The organism is Variovorax stachyos, from assembly GCF_051400855.1.
Classification (GTDB): domain Bacteria; phylum Pseudomonadota; class Gammaproteobacteria; order Burkholderiales; family Burkholderiaceae_C; genus Variovorax.
Genome location: NZ_JBLFFN010000023.1, coordinates 54607 through 73669, shown reverse-complemented (window position 1 = coordinate 73669; position 19063 = coordinate 54607). Strand labels below are relative to the sequence as shown.

Genomic DNA, 19063 nt, shown 5'->3' with positions numbered 1-19063 from the left:
TTCGGCGACACCACGCCCACCAGCACGCATGCCTTCGGCGGCAGCCTGCCCTTCACGCTCGCGGGCGTGCCGCTGGCCAAGAACGTGGCGGTGCTCGAAGCCGGCGTGGAGACGCAGCTGCGGCCCAACTTGAGCCTAGGTGCTTCGTACTCGGGCCAGTTCGGCAGCGGGTTGCAGGATCATGGGTTCAAGGTCAACTTGAACTGGGCCTTTTGAGCAAAGACCGGCCTGCTCGGCAGCTCGGCAGCCGCGGTTCCGCGACTTGAACATCCCCACGAACGGCAGCTTCGGAGCGCAGCGTAGAGCCGCTCAGGGCCCGAACCGGGCCTACAGCGGACGGCAAAGGGGCCCGGAAGCGGCCGGTCGATCCTCGCTGCACCTGTGCGCCGGCGGAACTGTGAAAAAGTGAAGAGCGCAACTTTGAAAACGGCGCTCGTAAGCTGTTGATTTCCCTAGGTTGGCAGGTGCGACAACCTTGGAGGAACTTATTCGACGGGGGCGTGCGGGCAGTTTGAGTATTTATTAGCAGTTGCCTGCTGTTCGAACCTGCGCGGGCGGGCGTCGTTCGGGCATTTGCATCGGCGACCTAAAGCTTGAGGCGCTTGGCGGACCGCGTGACGCCTGTGCCGCCGTTTGGGCATTTATTGGCTCAGAACACCAGTTGGGCGGTGGTGGTGCGGGGGCTGCTGTGCCGCGTGTCATGGCTGGAGGTGCGCTGCCTGGCAGGTAGTGCGGCCTTCGAGGCCAGCGGTCGTGAAGGTCAGTCGGCCGCCGCACTTCCAGGCACGCCACGGAGGCGCGCACATCAACCGCTAGGCGGAAGTCAGGGGCTCCGCAGTGCCCGGTGCGCACGGCGGCCATTGCACCCGCTGTGGCACTGGCCAGGGCGCAGAAGTGCTTCATGGTCCTGCGCGGGCTGCTACGGCGCGTCGTCCTTCGCTTGGTGCATCCGCGGACCTGCACCCCTCGCCCCGCAGTGGCGCACGATCTCGTGATCCCCAGAGGCCACACGCATGACAGACCCCAGCACTCCATCTCCGACGGCCACTCACTTGAATACCGTGGCTTTCGATTCGAGCTGCGCGCCGAGCCCGTGCGCGGCGGCTATGAGCCCATCGTCGTTCTTGTACGCACCCCAGCGGATGCGGAAGAGACGCGGCTGCCAAACGACACGGAAGAATTCGCGTATGGCACCGAGGCGGAGGCGATCCGACACGCTGAGCAGCAGTCGATGCGGTGGGTGCACGATCGAACGGGAACAGGCCAAACGCAGTTCTGAAAGAGACCTGCTCGTCCAGGTCGAGCGGCTCCAGCACGCGGCGAATCCGGGTCTCGCGAGCAGTGGGTGCACCATGGGCCGGGAAACAGCACCGGGCGTTCCTTCACAGCGACGCTCCAAGGCGAAGGGACGGACATGGCGATCGAAAGCATGCACCACGAACTGCTGAGTCACCTGAAGGCGAAACGGGCAGCGCCAGCGGTGATCAGCGATTGGGAGAGTGCTTGGTCCAGCGCCCTGAAGAGACCCAGCAGTGCGCTGCCATGTCCTGAGTGCTTTCTGGCAGGTCGGGCGTCCGGCCTGGAGCCGCGGCGCAGCATTGGGAACCTTGGGGAGGCCCGCTGCACGGACTGCCGCACCGTCTTTGTGTTTCCAAACGAATGACCTCGTGAGCGCGACGCGGGTGCCTTCAAACTGCACGGCAGCAGCTTCGCATCCTCCGGAACCTTGTGCTTGCCTGCGATCGAGTGCGTGCAGGTGCCCGCCCGCCGTCTTTACCCGCAGGTTCTGGTCGTACATGCGCTGCACCTGCGCCAGCAACTGGGCATCGCGCTGGGCTCGCGGGGGCAGCAGCGCCGGGTTGCGCTGGCGCGCCGCATGGCGCCGGTAGGCCCACGGGGCGACCTGCAGCGCGCGGCAGATCGGCTCGACCCGCAACGAGCGCGGTACTCGTCGACGAAGGCGTTCACTTCTTGAGCTGGCGGTCGAGCTCCGCCTGGGCGAAATACGCGCTGGCCAGCTTCAGGATCTCGTTGATCTTGCGCAACTCGCGCACTTCGCGCTCGAGCTCCTTGATGCGCTGCTGCTCGGCCGTGGTCGCACTGGGCCGTACGCCGCTGTCGCGCTCGCCCTGGCGCACCCACTTGCGCAGCGTCTCGGCCGTGCAGCCGATCTGCCGGCGATCGACTCGATCGCCGCCAACTGCGACGGATATTGATCCTTGGCGTCGAAGACCATGCGCAAGGCACGCTCGATCACTTCGGGGGAAAACTTCGGGGACTTCCTCATCTTGGCTCCATTCTCTAGGGAAGGAGCCTCCTCAAAATCCGGGGGCGGTTCAGCTGGAGCCTTCCTTTGTGCCTTGGCTTGCGCGAGGTCGCGGCGTCGTCGCGTCATCCCGACTCGCAGGCGGTCAGGATCGCTACGACTGCACCCACTCCTTCACCGAATCGGGGTCGACGGTCGCGATGACTGCCATGTCGACCGCGGCGCGGCTTCAGGTTGCACGTGCACGGCACGGCCGCGCCGCCGCAATGGCACCCGCCCTCCGCCACCGGGCGGAGGGCGGTCCTGGTGGTCCTCGCAGACCCATCCGCAGCCTTGGCAGGTGAGGCACTTCGGATCGGTCATAGGCGGGGATGTCGCGAGTTATCTCCTGAGCGGTTGGGCAACGGGGACCGGCCGCTCAGCGGGGCAGGCCGAACCTGCCGGTCGAATCCTGCAGTCGGTGGCGCCTGGAGTCGTGCAGCAACAGGAGCCGCCGGAAGGACAGGCTTCAGCTCGCTGCCCGAAGCCGAAGGTTCTTTGAATCTGGGCGCACCCGGATAGCGCCACCACCACGGCCAAGCCAAGCAATGCTTTCATGCTGCTGCTCCTTGAAATGGTGATCCAAATCTGGTGTCGAGCGAGCTTCCCGGATGTAGGTGCCATCCGTTCCTCGACGTGGGCGCAGGTGGATTCTCCGCCTGAGCTCTGTCTACACAGAGCGCCCGCAGCCCGGCACACGCGCGAGGCGCCGGGTGTTCTCCGTGAGCCACCTCTGCGCCGAGCGCATGCGCTGCGATCGCAAGCGGGCTTCTGCTCGACAGTCCCCAGCCGTCCGGGCAAGCGATGCTGACCGCCAGATGGAGCCAGCCACCCTGTTGCTGAACCTTTGGCCGCTCCACATCTCATGCGAATACCACCCCGCCACTTCTCTTCCGGACGCTGTGGAAGTCCTCAGCCTTTGGCCGGCAGCACGGTTCCTCGGCTTTCGCCGAAGCCGATGCGCGCGTGCCCCGGCTTCTCGCACCAGCCGCGCAGCAGCACGGCATCGCCGTCCTCGAGGAACCCGCGCTGTTCGCCAGTGGCCAGCGTGACCGGGCTTTGCGCGGCACGCGTGAGCTCGATGATCGCGCCGGCCTCGCCGGGGCCCGGACCTGAGATGGTTCCGCTGCCGAACAGGTCGCCGGGGTTCAGGCTGCAGCCACCCACCGTGTGGTGGGCCACCATCTGCGCCACGCTCCAGTACTGGTGCCTGAAGCTCGTGCGTGACAGGCGAGAAGGCCCGCTTGCGTCATTGCGCGCCTTCTCGCTTTCGAGCCACACCTCCAGGCGGATGTCGATGGCGCCGCTCTCGCGATTCGCCGCGCTTTCCAGATAGCCGAGCGGCTGCGGCTCGTTCTCAGGCCGCGTCCAGGCCTCGCGATAAGGTGCGAGCGCTTCCATTGTCACGATCCACGGCGAGATGGTGGTCGCGAAGTTCTTCGCTAAAAAGGGCCCGAGCGGCGCCATCTCCCAGAACTGGATGTCGCGCGCCGACCAGTCGTTGAGCAGGCAGATGCCGAAGATGTGTTCTTCCGCGCGCTCGAGCGGAATCGGCTCGCCTGCCGCATTGCCCTGGCCGATCCAGATGCCCAGTTCGAGCTCGTAGTCGAGCCGCGCGCAGGCATGGTACGTGGGCGCCATGGCCCCCGGCGCCATCGTCTGGCCCATCGGCCGATGGAAGCGCTGGCCGCTCACGCCGATGGTCGATACGCGCCCGTGGTAGGCCGTGGGGATCCAGCGGAAGTTGGGCGTCACGTCGCCCTGCGGATTCATCAGGCGGCTGATGTTCAGCGCATGGTCGATCGAGGTATAGAAATCGGTGTAGTCGCCGATTCGTGCGGGCACCGTGTATTCGACTTCGGCTTGCGGCACCAGGCATTCGCGCACTGCCTGTACCGCGGCGTCCTCGGCGCTGTCGCGCAGCAATGCGAACACCGCGTGGCGCAGCGCCTGCCACGCGGGTGCGCCGAGCGCGAAGAAGTCGTTCAGCGCCGGCAGCGCGGCGGCACGCGCCGCATCGAGCGCGAGGCCGTCGAGCAGCTGGCGCGCGCAGAGCGCCGCCAGGTCGAGCACCTGGTCGCCAATGGCGACGCCGCCGCGAAACGGCTCCTGGGTGCTTCTGCGCCGAAACACCGCGTAGGGCAGGTTCTGGACCGGGAAGTCGGTCGCGTCGATGTTGGCGGCCTCGACCCAGCTCCTGGCGCCGGCATCGTGCGTGTGGTTGAGCGCGATCATCAGTGTTTCAGCTTTCGGTTGAGACCGACGCCATCAGCGCATCGTCGAAGATCGCCACAGCGCGCGTCCAGCCCGCCGATGCGCCGCGGATCTTGTGCGGAAAGCAGCTGATGAAGAAGCCCGTGGGCGGCAGCACCTCGAGGTTGTGCAGCTTCTCGATGTGGCAGTAGCCGATGTCGCGGCCGGCCTTGTGGCCCTCCCAGATCAGCGAGGCGTCATGCGTCTGGCCGTATTTCTTCGCGGTGTGCACGAAGGGTGCGTCCCAGCTCCACGCGTCGGTGCCCGTGAGGCGTACGCCGCGCTCCAGCAGGTACATGGTGGCCTCGTAGCCCATGCCCGCGCCGGCCGACACGTAGTCGGCGTTGCCGTAGCGCGAGCCCGCGCGCGTGTTGACCACCACGATCTCCAGCGGGCTCAGCGTGTGGCCGATGCGCCGGAGCTCGGCCTCCACGTCCGCGGCGGTCACGACGTAGCCGTCCTCGAAATGCCGGAAGTCGAGTTTCACGCCCGGCTGGAAGCACCATTCCAGCGGCACGTCATGGATCGCGATGGCGGGCTTCTTGTCGCCCAGCGCCTTGTCCATCGTCGAGTGGAAGTGATAGGGCGCATCGAGGTGCGTGCCGTTGTGCGTGGAAAGCTGCACCAGCTCCACGGCCCAGCCTTCGCCGTCTGGCAGGTCTTCCTTCTTGAGGCCTGGAAAGAAGGGCTCGATCTGCTCGTAGGTCTGCTCGTGCGTGAAGTACTGGATCTTCGGTGCGAAGGCAGGCGGATCGGAAAGTACATCGTTCTCGAGGAAGATCGAGAGGTCGACGAATTTGCGTGGCATAGGGCTCCTTTGGGGTGTGGGGGGTGAATAGGCAAGACGGGCTGCCGGAAACGCGAAGGTTTCTCAGAGAGCGCCAAAGATTCAGTCCATCAATGTGGGTTTCCTTTCGCGTCCTCTGCGTTGCGGAAATCCGCTGTCTACGGCTGCTGCCAACGCAGCAGCCGCTTCTCGGTAAAGGCCAGCAGCGCGTTGCTCGCGAAGCCGATGAGCCCGAGCAGCGCGATGCCCGCGAAAAGATCGCTGGCGCGGAATGCGCGCGCCGCAAGAAGAATCGCCTGGCCCAGCCCGCTTTGCGAAGCGATCATTTCGCCCACCACCGCGACGATCAGCGCGATGGTCAGCGCAAGGCGCATGCCGGCCAGGATATCGGGCATGGCGTTGGGCAGGCCCATCTTCCAGACGAAGGCCGCGCGAGACATCTGCAGGCAGCGCGCCACCTCCGAAAGCCGCGGCTCCACGGCCGCGAAGCCGTGCACCGTGGCCAGCAGCACCGGCCACATCGCCCCGAAGGCCACCACGAACAGCACCATTGCGGGGTTGAGCCCGAAGATCGAGATGGCCAGCGGCAGCAGCGCCGACGCGGGCAGGGGGCGGATGAACTCGAGGGTCGGCTGCACCCATGCCCGCACCGCGGGCGACACGCCGATTGCCGCACCCAGCAGCACGCCCAGGAGCGAGGCCAGCAGCCAGCCCTGCACCATGCGAGCGACAGTGGCCTGCGTGAAGGCGAGCAGCTCGCCGCCCGAGCCGCCCGACAGGTTGAGTCCTTCGAGCAGGCTCGACAACGTGGCTTGCGGTGTTGGCAGGAACACGCGGCTCACCCAGCCCGCATTGCTGGCCATCCACCAGAGCGCAATGAAGGCGCACAGCACGGCGAACGAGCCCAGTCCGTTCATCAGGCCCGGGCGGCCCCCGGCCTTCATGGCTGCACCCCCATGCGCCGCGCGACCATGCGCTGCAGAAGCAGCATGCCGGCGTTCACCGCAAAGCCCACCACGCCGATCCAGCCCAGCCATGCGAGCATCAGCGCAGGATCGAAGCTCTGCTGCGCAATCATCATCGCGTAGCCCATGCCGTGGGGGTTGGCCGCGATCTCCACCGTGACCGCGACCACCAGCGCCACCGCCACGCCCAGGCGCAGTGCGACGAAGAGGCGCGGCACGATGGCCGGCAGCACGATCTTGAAGGCGCGCTCGCGCGCCGAAAGGCCCAGTACGCGGCTCACTTCGAGCAGCCGAGGTTCGATCTGCTGCACCGCCGAGCGCACCAGCACCAGGAGCGGCCAGAACGTGGCGAACGCGACGATGGCCAGCTCCATGCGCACGCCGAAGCCGAAGGTCAGCATCGCCAGCGGAATCAGCGCCACCGAGGGCACGGGCCGAAGCACTTCGATGGAGAGCGAGCCGAGCTGCGTCGCGCGGCGCGAGAGCCCGAGCACCAGCCCGAGCGCGATGCCGAGCACCGCGCCCAGCAGCAGCCCGAGCGCGGCCGTGCCGAGTGTGAAGCCGGTGGCCTGCCAGAGCGAGCCGTCGAGCGCGGCGCCGACGAAGGCCCTGGCGGCCGCACTGGGCGGCGCGAGCGCGTCGCTGCCCAGCGCAGCCGCGCGGCGCGCGTACCACTCGAAGGCGCCGATGAGCACGGCCGGAAAGATCCACGGCCGCAGCCAGCGAAAGAAGCCGCGTTCAGTCATGGCCCTGCTCGATGAAGGCGAAGAGTTCGCGCCGCAGCTGCAGGTATTGCGGATGTTCCTTGGTCGTGAGCTGATCGCGCGGCCGCGGAATCCTCACGTCGATCATCCGCGCGAGGCTCGGTCGCCCCGGCCCGGGATTCGCCTGCAGCGCGATCACACGGTCGCCAAGGTAGATGGCCTCCTCGAGGTCGTGCGTGACGAAGAGCACCGTGAGCCCTGTGTCCCGCACCAGCCGCGCGAGCTCGTCCTGCAGGCTCTGGCGCGTGAGCGCATCGAGCGCGCCGAAGGGCTCGTCCATCATCATGAGCTCGGGCGTCTGCGCCAGGCAGCGGGCAATCTGCGCGCGCTGCTGCATGCCGCCCGACAGCTGCACCGGGAACTTCTTCGCATGCTTGGCAAGTCCCACCTTGCCGAGCACGTCGGCAATGCGCGGCGCACGCTGTGAGGCGGGCACGCCGGCCGCTTCGAGCGCGAGGCTCACATTGCCCTCTACCGTGCGCCAGGGCAGCAGCGCACGGCCATAGTCCTGGAATACGAAGGCCACTTCGCGCGAGGGCTGCGTCACCTTCGCTCCGTTGCGGCGCACCTCGCCGGCACTGGCGGCCACGAGCCCGCTGGCCGCGCGAAGCAGGGTGGTCTTGCCGCAGCCGCTCGGGCCGACGATGCAGACGAACTCGCCGCGCGCCACGTCGAACGAGGTGGGCGACAGGATCTCGCGCCCGCCCAGCCGGATCGCGACGCCGTCGAAGCGAAGAAAGTCCGTGGCTGCGTTCACTTGGCGATCAGCTTCGCGACGTCGATCGGCGTCTTGAGCATGTCCTGGTCCTTCATGAGGCCCACCCAGTAGCCCAGCTGCTTCTCGCTCACCGTCGCACCGGGCGGCGAGATCTGGATCTTGGCGAGCACCTCGGGCGGCAGCTTGATGTACTTGCCGATGGCCGCACGCACCTTGGCATCGTTCTTCGGCTGCTGCATGAAGGCCGCTGCCTCGACCAGCGATTCGCGAAACGCACGCGCTGCGCCCGGGTTCTTCGCCACCCATTCGCGCTTGGCCGCATGCACGATGGTCTGGTTGTTCTCGGGCAGGAAGGTGGAGTAGTAGGAGGCCACGTAGCCCGCGCCGCTCTCGGTGATGCGGCTCATGAACGGGTCGGCCGACACCACCGCGTCCACCGAGCCGCCGCGCAGCAGGTCGGCATGCTGGGGAAACGAGGCCTCGACGAAATTGACCTTGCGGTAGTCCACGCCGCTGTCCTTGAGCCAGGCACGAAAAGTCACGTGCAGGAAGGCGCCGAGCCCGGGCACGCCGATCTTCTTGCCCACGCAGTCCTGCGGATTCTTGATGCCCGAGCCCGCGCGCGCCACCAGGCCGAAGCCCGTGATGGTCTTCGACGTGAGCCCGCCACCGGCCACCAGCACCAGGTCGAGCCCGCCATCCACCGCCTGCAGGAACACCGAAGGCGTCGGCCCGCCGATCTGCAGCGAGTCGGACTGCAGCGCCGCGGGGATGGTGGAGTTGAGCGGAATGAACTTCAGCTCGACGTCGAGATTGCGCTTCCTGAAGTAGCCCTCTTCGGCGGCCACGAAGACCGAGGCGAAGTCGGACACGGCGGTGTAGCCGAACACGATCTTCGGGTTGGGTTGTGCGCGTGCGGGCAGCGCCGCGGCGGCTGAGGCAGCGGCCAGCGCCGACAGCAGGGTGCGTCGTTTCATCATGTCTTCTGTCTCCTGGGGGTGGTTGTCTTGGGCGGCGCCTTCGGCCGCGGCAGCGCGGCGCGCAGTCCGCCGACGATGAAGTTCACGAGCATCGGTGCCGCGGCGGGATCGCTGCGCCGGTTCTCGCCGCGCGAGAGCCGTTCGATGCGGCTGTCGTTCAGGTGGTGTAGCAGGGCGCCCAGCGCGAACTGGTACGCCCACGCCACCTGTCCGCGCGTGGCGTGCGGCAGCGCGAGGTGCAGCGCGTCGATGTAGGCCTCGGCCAGCGGATCGAAGTAGCCGCGCATCACGCGGTCGGCCTCCTCGGTCGCGTGGTAGAGCTCGCGCGCCACCAGCAGCGCGTAGTACTCGCCCTCGGCGCTCGCGCGCAGCGCGAGCACCGGGCCCGTGAAGGCCTCGATGATGCGCGGCAGCGTGCGCAGGTCCGCAGGGTCGATGCGCACCGCCTTCAGGCCCGCCAGCCGCTCCTCGATGGTGTGGCTCCAGTGCTCGAAGATCGCATGGAAGAGGTCGTGCTTGGGGCCGTAGTAGTACCCGACGAGCGCCAGCGGCACACCGGCTTCCTCGGCGATCTGGCGGATGGTGACTGCGTGATAGCCGTGCTGTGCAAACAGCTTCTCTGCCGCCAGCAGGATCGCGTGGCGCCGGTCCGGTCGGGCCGTCTCGGCCCTGCCGGCCGCAGCCCGGTGGGCGCTTCGCTTGACGGGCGGGGGACGGGCATTCATGGGGAGGTATTGGACGTCTGTACAAAACTATTGAACACACGTACAAACCCTGAGGCCAATCCCGATCGGGCAGCGCGCGGCGCCACATTGCGCTCCAGGCAGGTCCGCCCCCGACATCACCTCCAACATCGCCCCCCGATGGGCCTCTGCCAGGATTCACGCGCGAGAAGCGCGGCCTTGCTTCGACGCGGATGACGCGCTATGGCACCGGTCCATGACCACGAAGGAGATGGCGACGCAGCACGTCGGTGAGTCCTTCGACGAGGAGGCGGGAATGCCGAGTCCGGGCGCAATGGCCGGTGGCTGCAGGCAAGCTGCCGCAGCGCGCGGACGCCGCCGAGCAACGGATGGAGGGCTGCGGGGTTCGACCTCGAGACGGTCAGGGCCGCCTGCCGCCCATCGACAGCAGGCCGCCGGCCACGATCATGGCGATGCCGAGCAAGGCCTGCCGGTCCGGGGTGTGGTTCCACAGCACATGGCCGGCGATCAGCGCCCAGACGATGTTGCTGTAGCGGAAGGGGACGATCGCCGACAGGTCGCCGCGCCGGCACGCGGCGATGAGGGCGTAGTTGCCGAGGGCGGCGAAAAGAGCTGCGGCGGCGAGCAGTCCGCCATCCCTCGACGTGAGCGCGGGCCAATGCTCGGCGAGGCCCAGCGCACCGGCGCCTGCGCAGACTGCGGCCGCGGCCGCCAGGGCGATCATCCATGATGGTGCCTCGGGGGGAAGCCGGCGCGTTGCGAGCTCGCGCGCGGCCAGCAGGGCCGCGCACAACAGGGCGCTCGCGGCGCCCCAGGCGGGCAGCGCCGCCGCGCCCTGCTGCGGCCGCACGATGACCAGCACCCCGAGCAGGCCGGCCAGCGTGCCGGCAAGCCGGCGGGCGTTCCAGCGTTCCCAGCCGAGGGACATGGCTGCGATCGAGATCATCAGCGGCGCCGTCATCATGAGCGAGGTGACCAGGGCCAGCGGCGCCAGAGCCAGCGCGATCACCGAGGCGAGCGCGGTGGCGAGTTCGAGCGCGCAGCGCAAGGCCACGAGCGGGCGCAGCAGCATGCGCCAGTCGCCCTGCAGCCGGTGCAGCGCTACCGCGATGGCCAACAGGATCGCGACCGCGAAGATGCCGCGCACGGCGAGGACCTGGCCAGGCGGCAGCCGGTCGGTGGTGAGCTTCACGCAGGCATCGTTGAGCACGTAGCACGCCATGGCAAAGGTCATGAGCGCCGCCCCGCGGCGGTTTGCGGGCTCGGCCATCTCAGCGCGCGCCGTCGAGCTCGGGGAGCGCGGCGCCGCATTCGCGCAGCACCTGCCACGGTGCCCGGCTCTTGAGCACGACCTCCTTGACCTCGGCGTCCGGGTCCGACAGCGCGATGATGGCGCCGCCTGCCCCGATCGACACCCTCTCGCCGGCGCAGACGATCGTGCGGATCACGATGTTGAGCTGGGCGGCGCCGTTGAAGGACAGGTAGCCGATGCTGCCCGAGTAGACGCCGCGGGCGGAGACCTCGAGCTCGTCGAGCAGCTGCATGGTCCGGATCTTCGGTGCGCCGGTCATGGAGCCGCCCGGGAAGGCGGCGCGCACGCAGTCCACGGCACTCATGCCCTCTCGCAACCGCCCGCGGATCGTGCTCACGAGCTGGTGGACGGTGGCGTAGGTCTCGATCCGGAACAGGCCCGGCACGTGCACGCTGTCGACCTCGCAGACGCGGTTGAGGTCATTGCGCAGCAGGTCCACGATCATCAGGTTCTCCGCGCGCGTCTTCTCGTCGTCCATCAGGGCCGCGGCGATCTGCGCGTCCTCCTGCGGCGTTGCACCGCGCGGGGCGGTGCCCTTGATGGGCTTGGACTCCACCGTCCGGTCGGTGGCGATCCGCAGGAACAGCTCCGGCGAGGCGCACAGGACGGCGATGTCGCCGTACCTGAGGAACGCCGCGTAGGGAGCCGGGTTGCGCTCGCGCAGCGCGCAATAGACGGCGAGCGCATCGATGCGGGCCTGGCCCACCAGCTGGTTGGTGAGGCAAACCTCGTAGGTCTCGCCCTGGACGATCTCGTGCTGGCTGCGCAGGATCAGGCTGCGGTAGGCGGGCAGGTCGATCTGCCACTGCAGCGAGCGCAAGGCCGCGGCGGCGTGCTGGCGCGCCGGCACAGGACTGGGCCCGCCCGGCGGGCGCTGTGTCGCGAGCAGGGCCATCGCCTGCATCCAGTCGCGGTTGTCTTCCTGCAGTTCAGGCCCGTCGAGGCAGACGATCCAGGTCTGCTGCTCGGCATGGTCGAAGGCGACGAAGCGGTCGACCAGGATCCACATCGCGTCGGGCGTGGGCGCGTCGTGCGCATGGCGTCCGCCCAGCTCGCGTTTGAGCTCGTAGCCGAAGTAGCCCACGAGGCCGCCCGCGAAATCGAAGGGCAGCACGGATGCGCCTGCGGGCGGCTGCCCGGAAAGCAGCTCGTGCAGGTAGTCAAAGATCGACTGCGATCGCGTCTCCCGGGCCTGGCCGCGGCGGATGACGAGCTCCTGCGGCGCTGAGCGGTAGCTCAGCACCTGGGCTCGCGGTCCCTGCGCATCACCCATGAAGGAGAAGCGCGAGTTGCCGCCTTGCGCCAGGTTGCTGTCGAGCCAGAAGGCGGCGTCGGCGCCGGCGAACGCGAGGGCGAAGAGCTCGTCGGGCGGCACCTGCGTGTCGAGGCATTCGGCGTGGCAGTACAGCGGTGCGGCGCGTGGGGTGATCCTTGGCGGCAGGGGCATTCCTACAGTGTCGCGCGGCGGCGGGGCCGCGCGCCACTCCTCGGTCAGGTCGCGGAAGTTGCGCAGCAGGCGTGCGCCGAACTCGGTGCAGATCGACTCCGGGTGGAACTGCACGCCCCACCACGGCCGTGTCGCATGGCGCAGCGCCATCAGCGTTCCGTCGTCGCTCCATGCGAGCGGCAGCAGCGAGGGCGGCAAGTCCGTGACCGCCAGCGAGTGATAACGCACCGCCTCGAAGCGGTCGGGAATGCCGCGGAAGAGGTCGCGCTGCGCATGCGAGACGCGGTCGATGCGTCCATGCATCGGACGAAGCGCCAGGTCCACGGTGGCGCCGCAGTGGTGCGCGATCGCCTGGTGGCCCAGGCACACGCCGAGCACCGGCACCTTCGAATGCCGCAGCGCGTCCGCCGAGATGCCGATGTCCTCTGCGCGCTGAGGGCGGCCCGGTCCCGGCGAGATCACGATATTGTCGAAGCCGAGGGCTTCGGCTTCGTCCCAGCTCAGCTCGTCATTGCGCACCACGCAGGGCGGCTCGCCGTTGCAGGCCGCGAGGTACTGGTAGAGGTTGTAGGTGAAGGAGTCGTAGTTGTCGATCAGGAGCGTGCGCATGGGAGTCCTCTTGGGATTGGAAGCGACTCCATGTTTGAGCGGTGCTTGCGGGCGGACAACTGTCGAATCTGGCAGTTGCAAAGTGGTTGGACTGGATCGGCACTGAGAGGCGGCCCGTGGCCATTCGAGTTGCGCGTGAGCTCTTTGTCATTACAAGGCTGAGCCTTCGTGTGCGCAAGATTCACATCTGCCACATCGGAGTTAGGTAGGATGGAGACTCGCCGGAAAAGATGTTGTGTTCTTTAACGATGCAACGGAAGTCCAATCTCGTTCAATCCACCAGAGTTGCCAATGACTGAGAGTTATCAAAAGATCCAGAGGCAGATAGAGGCATTGCAGCGCCAGGCCGACAAGCTGCGCAAGAAGGAAGCCGAAGAAGTGGTGGCGCGCATCAAGGTCGCGATTGCGCATTACGGCCTGACGGCGGAGCAGCTCGGTTTGGGCGGGACCTCGGAGCAGGGGCGGTCAGGGGCCCGCGCGGACTCCCGCGCCACCTCCCGCGCTGACTCTCGCTCTGTCGCGTCGGCCCGCTATGCGGACGGCAAGGGCAACACCTGGTCTGGGCGCGGGCCGCGACCGCGCTGGCTGCGCGAGGCCATCGATGGCGGCGGCAGCATCGATGCGTTCCGCACGCAGCCGGGCAAGGCCGATGCAGCCGCTTCCGGCCCCCGCCGCCCGGGAAAGAAGAAGGTGGCATCGCGAGTGCGGTACCGCGACCAGGCCGGCAATGCCTGGAGCGGACGCGGGCCCAAGCCGCGGTGGCTCAAGGACGCCCTCGCAGCAGGCCAGTCCCTGGCGTCCCTGACGGCGTAGCGGGCGCCACCGCGCTCATCCTGGGCGACTCCGAGCTGCTGGGTCCGGGGCTGCGACGCCGAGTACCGCAAGGCGATACTGCGGCGGGAAATCGGGTCCGCACACCGAGCGGCACTGCACCATGCAGGGCATGACAACGCATGCCACCACCTCCGCCCCGAACAGCGCCCCCTTGCTGGCCAATGGTGCCAGTCCCAGCCATGCCGGCGCAGCCGCCAGGCAGCCGGTCGTCGTGCGAAGCGCGAAGGGGACACCGTGGGACTGGCTGTTCCCGGGCTTCTTCCTGTGTATGGTGGTCGCCTTCCTTCCGCTCACCGGCCTGCGTTGGACCTATTCCGAGGGGGCTGCCACCTGGCGTGCGCTGGAGGACACGATGCTGCTGTCGCTACCCGTCTTCGTGCCGCTTCCCGTCCTGCTGGCCGGATGCGTGGTCGCCCTGGTCGTCCAACCCGCGACGCGCACGCCCGCGGCCTTCGGGTTCCTTGGCTTCGGGGTGCTCGTCGCAGCCGCCGGAATTCAGGCCCTGCTCGCCATCCGGTAGGCGTGGCGCCGTGATGTTCGTGCGCGCGGATTTATGGCGTCCGGTCCAGCCGGTCGCGCGCGGCAGGAAGTGGCCTCGCCTGCCCGCCTTCAACGACCTTCGCCATCATTCGCGCATCCAGGGGCTTCACGTCGATCCTGCGGCACCAGCGGTTAACCCCTACCGTGAAACAGATCGAGTTTCGACCACGCGCTGGTTTCGACGATGAGCGCGCCTTTCATGTGAATGAGGAGAAGGGTTGGCCGTAAAGCCTTAAAGGGCGAGGGTCATCGAACCATTCATTCGCCCGATGTCAGAGGCCTCACCGCCGTCCGCAGCCGGAGCTCGTCCGGGCCATGTTGATCCCCATCGCTGAACAGGGCTCGAGAACACCTATGGAACCCGTTGCGCAGGGGAGCCACTGCGCTCGAGAGAAGAATGGAGGGCGTCCAACGAGACAGGGAGCGGGTTGGATGCATCGGTGTCCAGCCACTGCGTTTGCGGACCGCCCCAAGGCGTGCCTCGCGTACAGTCCGGATGCCGTGTCGCTGATGCGAATTGGCGGTCCGGAGCCTCGTTCTCGTGGGCCAGATGCGAGTTTTTGGTAGTCCAAGAACGTTTGCGAAAACTATCGCGTTCTTCGCATATTTGCAAAAACATCTTTGCGCGCAGCTCGACCAAGCTGATCGCCGGCCTGGCGGTATCCTTTGCTGAGCCTTGAATGCGAGATCCCTTTCCCACCACTTCAGCCGCCGTGCGCCGACCGGTGTGAAGGGATGATGCGCAAGGAGATCAAAGTTTCGACGCTGACCTGAGAGCTCGAAGGGGGCGAGCGCCGATTCTTCTACCTGACTACAGCGCTTGCGAATCCTGAGCGAATGAGCGGGGCGGCCAGTGTGGCGGCAGGAGGCGCTTTGGATTGGTAGTCCAATTTGCGGTCACACCTTTCCTCGCGGGCACTGCATCAAGAGACTGAGGGATATGGCACGTATTCATGGACAGAATGCAGAGACCCGGACGCCCGAGGCCTGACATCGTTCTCGAACGAGGTGTTGGCGCGTTGAGCAGATGCGTCGGCCACGGAAGAGGCATCGGATCTCCATACCTGTTTCAGTGTGGCTTCTGGAAGCCGCCTTCGATCCAGGCCGTCGCGCTGTCTGCATTGAGCTTGAAGTCGGGTGCCACGCGAATCTCGACCAATTGAGCGCCGAGCTCGTCATGGGCGCGCAGAAGGGCATGCGGGTTGTCCTCGTCCGGCACGATCTGCAACGAGACGCGGATGCGCTCCGATCCTGCGCAGACGCTCACGCTTTTGTTGAGCCGGGCATGCAGCTGCTGCTCGTGCCGGCGCAGCACCTCGGCGGCCGTTTTGACCAGGGTATGGAAGGCCGACGCATCCAGCGGCTTGGGATTCTTCTTGTCGCGGCCCATGGTCCAGGGGCCGACCAGTGCCGGCTCGAGGTCGCCGTGGCGCGTCATTGAGACGGCCCAGCCGTCGTCGTCTTCGTTCTTGATCACGCGCGCCGTCCAGCGCTCGTCGCTCCAGAGGGCGGCTTCCTGAATGAGGGTGGTCTGTTCTGTCATAGGTTGGGTAGAAGATGGAAAGGTCGGTGCGAAGAGCTCGAGAGAGCGGAGGTCGTGAAGCTTTTTCGCCGAGCGAGTACGGCGCAGAATTGACTGCGGCAGACGGCCCGAACTTGACATGCCGAAGGGCCGGACCACAGCGACTTGCAGCCCCATTGGGCTCAGTGGTAGTCCTCTTCGCGCTGATGACGAACGGCCAACACCTTGACTCCCCGCCCTGGAAGGATTTCGTAAAGGGCCACATGGCCTGTGGAACCAAGGCCTACGATTAGCTCTCGGCGCGTTGTACGCCTGCCATCCCCCGCTTTCCGATACGCCCAAGGATTCTCGGCCAGCCGCTTCTTGATACTGGTGCGAAGCTGGTGCAGTACATGCTGTGCATGGTCCAGTTCCTCCATGTAATGCTTCCACTTTCTCCCGATATTCGAAGAGGACGGGGGTCCGTCGCTGCGCAGGCCTTGCGCGTACAGTCCAACGACCAGCGTGTGGAGCCCGACCAGCCCGATGGCAAGGCCCGCCCCAAGGAACCCAAGTGCGACGGGCGTTCGTGAGGCAGGCAATCGTTCCGAATCTTGCAATTCACGTTGTTCATCCAAGACGCGAGACTACTCGCAAGGTTCCCGACAGCAGGAGCCCAACCGGAGACAAGAGCGCGACGCTTCAAGCCGAAGAACTACGTGCCTGGATCGGACGCAGCGAGACCATTCAGGACGTCATCAACCCGAAGCCCGTCATCGCGCTGACCGCTACGATGGATCACCCTTCGACGCCCGTCGAGACGGGTATGCCCGGCCGCACCCTTTGGCATCGGTTGTATTTCCTGCCGATGCATCGGCAGTCGAAAATTGGCGCAGACGGACACGCCAGGCGTGGCGGCTTCCTTCCTCCCGTGCCCTTGCCTCGCCGGATGTGGGCCGGCAGCCAGTTCGGTTTCGCTCGTCGATCAGAGTCGGCGACCGCGTCGCGCGAACCTCGACCATCGACGACGTGACCGTCAAGGAGGGTCGCACCGGCACGCTTCGTCAAGGTCAGGCACGAGGTCCGCTGCAACGACAGCAGCGATCCGGCGCTTGTCGAATTCCACGCATCGTCTGCCGTGAGGCGCAGGGCCCGAACGATGTTGCGCCACCGCCTCAAGTCGCGCCTGCGGAAGCCCGATGGAAACGCTCCATCGTGCCGGACGACGTGGTGCTGTTTTGCTGTTCGGCACTTACCTTCAACGGCCACCGCATCCACTACGACAGGCAGTACGTCACCAAGATCGAGGGATATCCCGGCCTGATCGTGCATGGACCGTCGATTGCAACGCTGCTGATGGATCTCCTTCGTCGCCAGATGCCGCAACCCGAGGTGGCCAGCTTCCGATTCAAGGCGGTGCGCCCGACATTCGACCTGCATCCTTCCACCTTCAGGGCCGGCCCGAGGCCGACGGAAAGACCATCCAGCTCTGGGCCTCCGATCACGAAGGATGGCTCACGATGGACGCCACTGCGGTCCTGCGCTGATCTCCATCGACCCACCCCAACTTCAATAGAGCAAGACATGCGGCCACTCGAAGGCCTCACCGTCGTTGCGCTGGAGCACGCGATCGCAGCGCCTTTCGCCACGCGCCAACTCGCTGACCTCGGCGCACGCGTCATCAAGATCGAACGACCGGGTTCTGGCGATTTCGCCCGAGGAGGCTATGACGAGCGCGTAGCCTTGAAGACCTCATTCGTGATGAGTCGTTCAAAGTCAGGTCGGAATTCCGTCAAACTTGGGCCAGATTTCGACGACGGCCGCGCAAGTTGTTGATTCGATGAGAAATCGACTCTCCGCCATGCCTGAACGCAGCCGTCTGGACCTTCAGCAGAAAAATGCGGGCAGGGTACGGCAATGGCAACGCCTCGATCGCATCGCAGCGCGTGCGGGCTGCCGCCAGCCGGTCAACGATGCGCAGCCAGCCGGTTGTCGCTACGAGAAGCGGTATCGGCAACCGTTGCTTCTCCTACAGCGAAGGTTCACCGCCGCAGGGGCGAGGCACAGAAATCGATTGGCAGGATGCAGAGGGCGGCCTACATTGGTCTTTCACCCACCATGAGGATCGCAACATGCCCATTCGCATCGCATCGATGACCCGCCGCATCGCGAAGAACGGCGCGATGCTTCACAAGGCGATGATGGACCGCATCCATTCGCTGGGGGCGGACCATGAGCCGTCCGAAGCCGAACAGGCGCTGGCCGAGGAGCGCCGCCTGCTCAAGGAGGAGCGTGCGAAGCGTCAAGCGCGAGCGCAGCAGCCGAGGGCGAAGGCAATCGACAAGCTGGTGCGCACGCACCACCCGCAGACCAAGGAGAAGCCCAAGGAGAAAAAGGAGCCCAAGGAGGCCAAGGCTACCAAGGCTCATAGGCCCTCGCGTGCCGAAAAGCACGCCGCGCAGGCGGCGGCCCTGCAGGCCGCAAGTAGAGCGCCGAAGAAGACGGCGAAGACCTGAGGAAGCGATCTGGCAGCCGCTGCACAGGGCAAGTGGCACCGCATCTTTCCGGAAGCAGCGCGGTGACGCGAATCTGATGGGCGAACTGATTCAGGAGAGCTCTGCGGCCCTGGTTTGATCGCGATCGAGGGAAGCTGACCTTGGCGCGCATCAGACACGATTCAATCTGCAGCGGCCGAGAGCGGGTCGCATCGAAGCGATTTATCGGCAGAGAAGCCGACGAAAGCGCGTGCGCATGAACTGGCGGTCGGCCAACAATCAGCCTACAGCCATTTCCGGCCATCGCCTATCGGGCGAGGGCAATCCCAATAGCGGCCGCTCGGCGCCGCTCCCGCCCTCCGCAGCCGGACGATCTCGCGCGCCGAAAGCTGTCGCTCGCACCTGATTCACAGCGAATCGGACGCGTGATCGATTTGAATGAATTGCTAGACACTCAATTCTTGCGGTTGAGCCCGTCGCTCAAATCCTTCGATCAGTGCATCCACCTCGCGCGGCTCCACACTCCGGCCGTCGAGAAGCTGTTTGACCGAATCGCGTGCACCTTCAACAACGCCGCTTTCGAAGCACTTGTGCGATTGGAGCTCTTCGATCTGCCGCACCGTGACCCCGACGAGCATTCTCACGCGGGCGAGCTCGCCGCCGAGCTCGTCGACCAACTCCTGCGGCACCGGCACATCGCTCTCCACGCCGCTTTGCGCGGCCGTGGAACGTCGAGCCCGCTCGCCAGGGTTCATCTTTCTCGGCCTACTCGGCCCGCGACAAATCCTCTCAGCGTACGCTGACGATCTCTGCGCGCACAGCCAGCGCATGGTGCGGCGCACCGGCGTT

Annotated in this window: 17 protein-coding genes, 2 pseudogenes and 1 other annotated feature; of the genes and pseudogenes, 6 read left to right on the top strand and 13 right to left on the bottom strand. The window is 66.4% G+C overall.

Features of this window, described 5'->3' with window-relative positions:
- On the top strand, positions 1-216 hold a 216-nt coding region (locus tag ACMGEZ_RS26775), incomplete at its 5' end, for an autotransporter outer membrane beta-barrel domain-containing protein (protein WP_436825307.1).
- 832 nt (positions 217-1048) lie between these two features.
- On the opposite strand, the gene ACMGEZ_RS26770 is transcribed toward ACMGEZ_RS26775, so the two are convergent.
- The 11 genes and pseudogenes from ACMGEZ_RS26770 to pabB all read right to left on the bottom strand — a co-directional run bounded on the left by ACMGEZ_RS26770 (position 1049) and on the right by pabB (position 12844).
- Entirely contained in the window at positions 1049-1936 is an 888-nt protein-coding gene (locus tag ACMGEZ_RS26770) for a hypothetical protein (RefSeq protein ID WP_436825311.1), read from the bottom strand.
- Positions 1895-2010 (bottom strand) — a sequence feature (AL1L pseudoknot). Its footprint overlaps the gene before it by 42 nt.
- Positions 2011-2093: 83 nt before the next feature.
- Positions 2094-2138, bottom strand: a pseudogene (locus ACMGEZ_RS26765) (hypothetical protein); the annotation flags it as partial.
- A gap of 1079 nt (positions 2139-3217) precedes the next feature.
- A complete protein-coding gene (gene fahA / locus ACMGEZ_RS26760; RefSeq protein WP_436825306.1) occupies positions 3218-4540 on the bottom strand; it encodes a fumarylacetoacetase in 1323 nt (440 codons plus the stop codon).
- A gap of 7 nt (positions 4541-4547) precedes the next feature.
- Positions 4548-5366: a cyclase family protein gene (locus ACMGEZ_RS26755; protein WP_436825305.1), complete on the bottom strand. Its 819-nt coding sequence runs from the start codon at positions 5364-5366 to the stop codon at positions 4548-4550.
- 137 nt (positions 5367-5503) lie between these two features.
- Positions 5504-6289 carry an ABC transporter permease gene (locus tag ACMGEZ_RS26750; RefSeq protein WP_436825304.1) on the bottom strand — a complete coding sequence of 262 codons (786 nt, stop codon included), beginning with the start codon at positions 6287-6289 and terminating at the stop codon, positions 5504-5506.
- On the bottom strand, positions 6286-7056 hold the full coding sequence (locus ACMGEZ_RS26745) for an ABC transporter permease (RefSeq protein WP_436825303.1): 771 nt from the start codon (positions 7054-7056) through the stop codon (positions 6286-6288). The genes ACMGEZ_RS26750 and ACMGEZ_RS26745 overlap by 4 nt, the downstream gene beginning before the upstream one ends.
- Entirely contained in the window at positions 7049-7831 is a 783-nt protein-coding gene (locus ACMGEZ_RS26740) for an ABC transporter ATP-binding protein (protein ID WP_436825302.1), read from the bottom strand. Before ACMGEZ_RS26740 ends, ACMGEZ_RS26745 begins: the two co-directional genes overlap by 8 nt.
- Positions 7828-8772 carry an ABC transporter substrate-binding protein gene (locus ACMGEZ_RS26735; protein WP_436825301.1) on the bottom strand — a complete coding sequence of 315 codons (945 nt, stop codon included), beginning with the start codon at positions 8770-8772 and terminating at the stop codon, positions 7828-7830. Before ACMGEZ_RS26735 ends, ACMGEZ_RS26740 begins: the two co-directional genes overlap by 4 nt.
- Positions 8769-9497 carry a TetR/AcrR family transcriptional regulator gene (locus ACMGEZ_RS26730; protein ID WP_436825300.1) on the bottom strand — a complete coding sequence of 243 codons (729 nt, stop codon included), beginning with the start codon at positions 9495-9497 and terminating at the stop codon, positions 8769-8771. The genes ACMGEZ_RS26735 and ACMGEZ_RS26730 overlap by 4 nt, the downstream gene beginning before the upstream one ends.
- 379 nt (positions 9498-9876) lie before the next feature.
- Positions 9877-10746, bottom strand: coding sequence for a DMT family transporter (locus ACMGEZ_RS26725; RefSeq protein WP_436825299.1), 870 nt, complete (start codon positions 10744-10746; stop codon positions 9877-9879).
- A gap of 1 nt (position 10747) precedes the next feature.
- Complete coding sequence (gene pabB, locus ACMGEZ_RS26720; protein WP_436825298.1) at positions 10748-12844, bottom strand: aminodeoxychorismate synthase component I; 2097 nt, start codon at positions 12842-12844, stop codon at positions 10748-10750.
- A gap of 291 nt (positions 12845-13135) precedes the next feature.
- Between pabB and ACMGEZ_RS26715 the strand changes: the two genes are divergently transcribed.
- Positions 13136-13657 carry an H-NS family nucleoid-associated regulatory protein gene (locus ACMGEZ_RS26715; RefSeq protein WP_436825297.1) on the top strand — a complete coding sequence of 174 codons (522 nt, stop codon included), beginning with the start codon at positions 13136-13138 and terminating at the stop codon, positions 13655-13657.
- Between the two features lie 121 nt (positions 13658-13778).
- Entirely contained in the window at positions 13779-14198 is a 420-nt protein-coding gene (locus ACMGEZ_RS26710) for a hypothetical protein (protein WP_436825296.1), read from the top strand.
- Between the two features lie 1089 nt (positions 14199-15287).
- On the opposite strand, the gene ACMGEZ_RS26705 is transcribed toward ACMGEZ_RS26710, so the two are convergent.
- On the bottom strand, positions 15288-15761 hold the full coding sequence (locus ACMGEZ_RS26705; protein WP_436825310.1) for a hypothetical protein: 474 nt from the start codon (positions 15759-15761) through the stop codon (positions 15288-15290).
- A gap of 685 nt (positions 15762-16446) precedes the next feature.
- Between ACMGEZ_RS26705 and ACMGEZ_RS26700 the strand changes: the two are divergent.
- The 3 genes and pseudogenes from ACMGEZ_RS26700 (at position 16447) to ACMGEZ_RS26690 (ending at position 18235) form a co-directional block, all read left to right on the top strand.
- Positions 16447-17266: pseudogene (locus tag ACMGEZ_RS26700) on the top strand (HTD2 family dehydratase).
- Between the two features lie 37 nt (positions 17267-17303).
- Positions 17304-17555 (top strand): CoA transferase, encoded by a 252-nt coding sequence (locus ACMGEZ_RS26695; RefSeq protein ID WP_436825295.1) that lies wholly within the window; start codon positions 17304-17306, stop codon positions 17553-17555.
- A 62-nt stretch (positions 17556-17617) separates the two neighbouring features.
- The gene (locus tag ACMGEZ_RS26690) at positions 17618-18235 is read left to right on the top strand and encodes a hypothetical protein (RefSeq protein WP_436825294.1); all 618 of its coding nucleotides are present in this window, start codon (positions 17618-17620) and stop codon (positions 18233-18235) included.
- A 425-nt stretch (positions 18236-18660) separates the two neighbouring features.
- Here the strand turns inward: ACMGEZ_RS26690 and ACMGEZ_RS26685 are convergent, their stop codons facing one another.
- The gene (locus ACMGEZ_RS26685; RefSeq protein WP_436825293.1) at positions 18661-18969 is read right to left on the bottom strand and encodes a hypothetical protein; all 309 of its coding nucleotides are present in this window, start codon (positions 18967-18969) and stop codon (positions 18661-18663) included.
- Between the last annotated feature and the right edge of the window lie 94 nt (positions 18970-19063).

What these genes read in the sequence shown, in the direction of transcription:
- ACMGEZ_RS26710 (WP_436825296.1), top strand. Translation starts at nt 13,779, where the DNA reads ATGCAGGGCATGACAACGCATGCCACCACCTCCGCCCCGAACAGCGCC.
- ACMGEZ_RS26705 (WP_436825310.1), bottom strand. Translation starts at nt 15,761, where the DNA reads ATGACAGAACAGACCACCCTCATTCAGGAAGCCGCCCTCTGGAGCGAC.
- ACMGEZ_RS26725 (WP_436825299.1), bottom strand. Translation starts at nt 10,746, where the DNA reads ATGGCCGAGCCCGCAAACCGCCGCGGGGCGGCGCTCATGACCTTTGCC.
- pabB (WP_436825298.1), bottom strand. Translation starts at nt 12,844, where the DNA reads ATGCGCACGCTCCTGATCGACAACTACGACTCCTTCACCTACAACCTC.
- ACMGEZ_RS26735 (WP_436825301.1), bottom strand. Translation starts at nt 8,772, where the DNA reads ATGATGAAACGACGCACCCTGCTGTCGGCGCTGGCCGCTGCCTCAGCC.
- ACMGEZ_RS26755 (WP_436825305.1), bottom strand. Translation starts at nt 5,366, where the DNA reads ATGCCACGCAAATTCGTCGACCTCTCGATCTTCCTCGAGAACGATGTA.
- ACMGEZ_RS26715 (WP_436825297.1), top strand. Translation starts at nt 13,136, where the DNA reads ATGACTGAGAGTTATCAAAAGATCCAGAGGCAGATAGAGGCATTGCAG.
- ACMGEZ_RS26730 (WP_436825300.1), bottom strand. Translation starts at nt 9,497, where the DNA reads ATGAATGCCCGTCCCCCGCCCGTCAAGCGAAGCGCCCACCGGGCTGCG.
- ACMGEZ_RS26745 (WP_436825303.1), bottom strand. Translation starts at nt 7,056, where the DNA reads ATGACTGAACGCGGCTTCTTTCGCTGGCTGCGGCCGTGGATCTTTCCG.
- ACMGEZ_RS26750 (WP_436825304.1), bottom strand. Translation starts at nt 6,289, where the DNA reads ATGAAGGCCGGGGGCCGCCCGGGCCTGATGAACGGACTGGGCTCGTTC.
- ACMGEZ_RS26685 (WP_436825293.1), bottom strand. Translation starts at nt 18,969, where the DNA reads ATGAACCCTGGCGAGCGGGCTCGACGTTCCACGGCCGCGCAAAGCGGC.
- ACMGEZ_RS26690 (WP_436825294.1), top strand. Translation starts at nt 17,618, where the DNA reads ATGCGGGCAGGGTACGGCAATGGCAACGCCTCGATCGCATCGCAGCGC.
- fahA (WP_436825306.1), bottom strand. Translation starts at nt 4,540, where the DNA reads ATGATCGCGCTCAACCACACGCACGATGCCGGCGCCAGGAGCTGGGTC.
- ACMGEZ_RS26695 (WP_436825295.1), top strand. Translation starts at nt 17,304, where the DNA reads ATGCGGCCACTCGAAGGCCTCACCGTCGTTGCGCTGGAGCACGCGATC.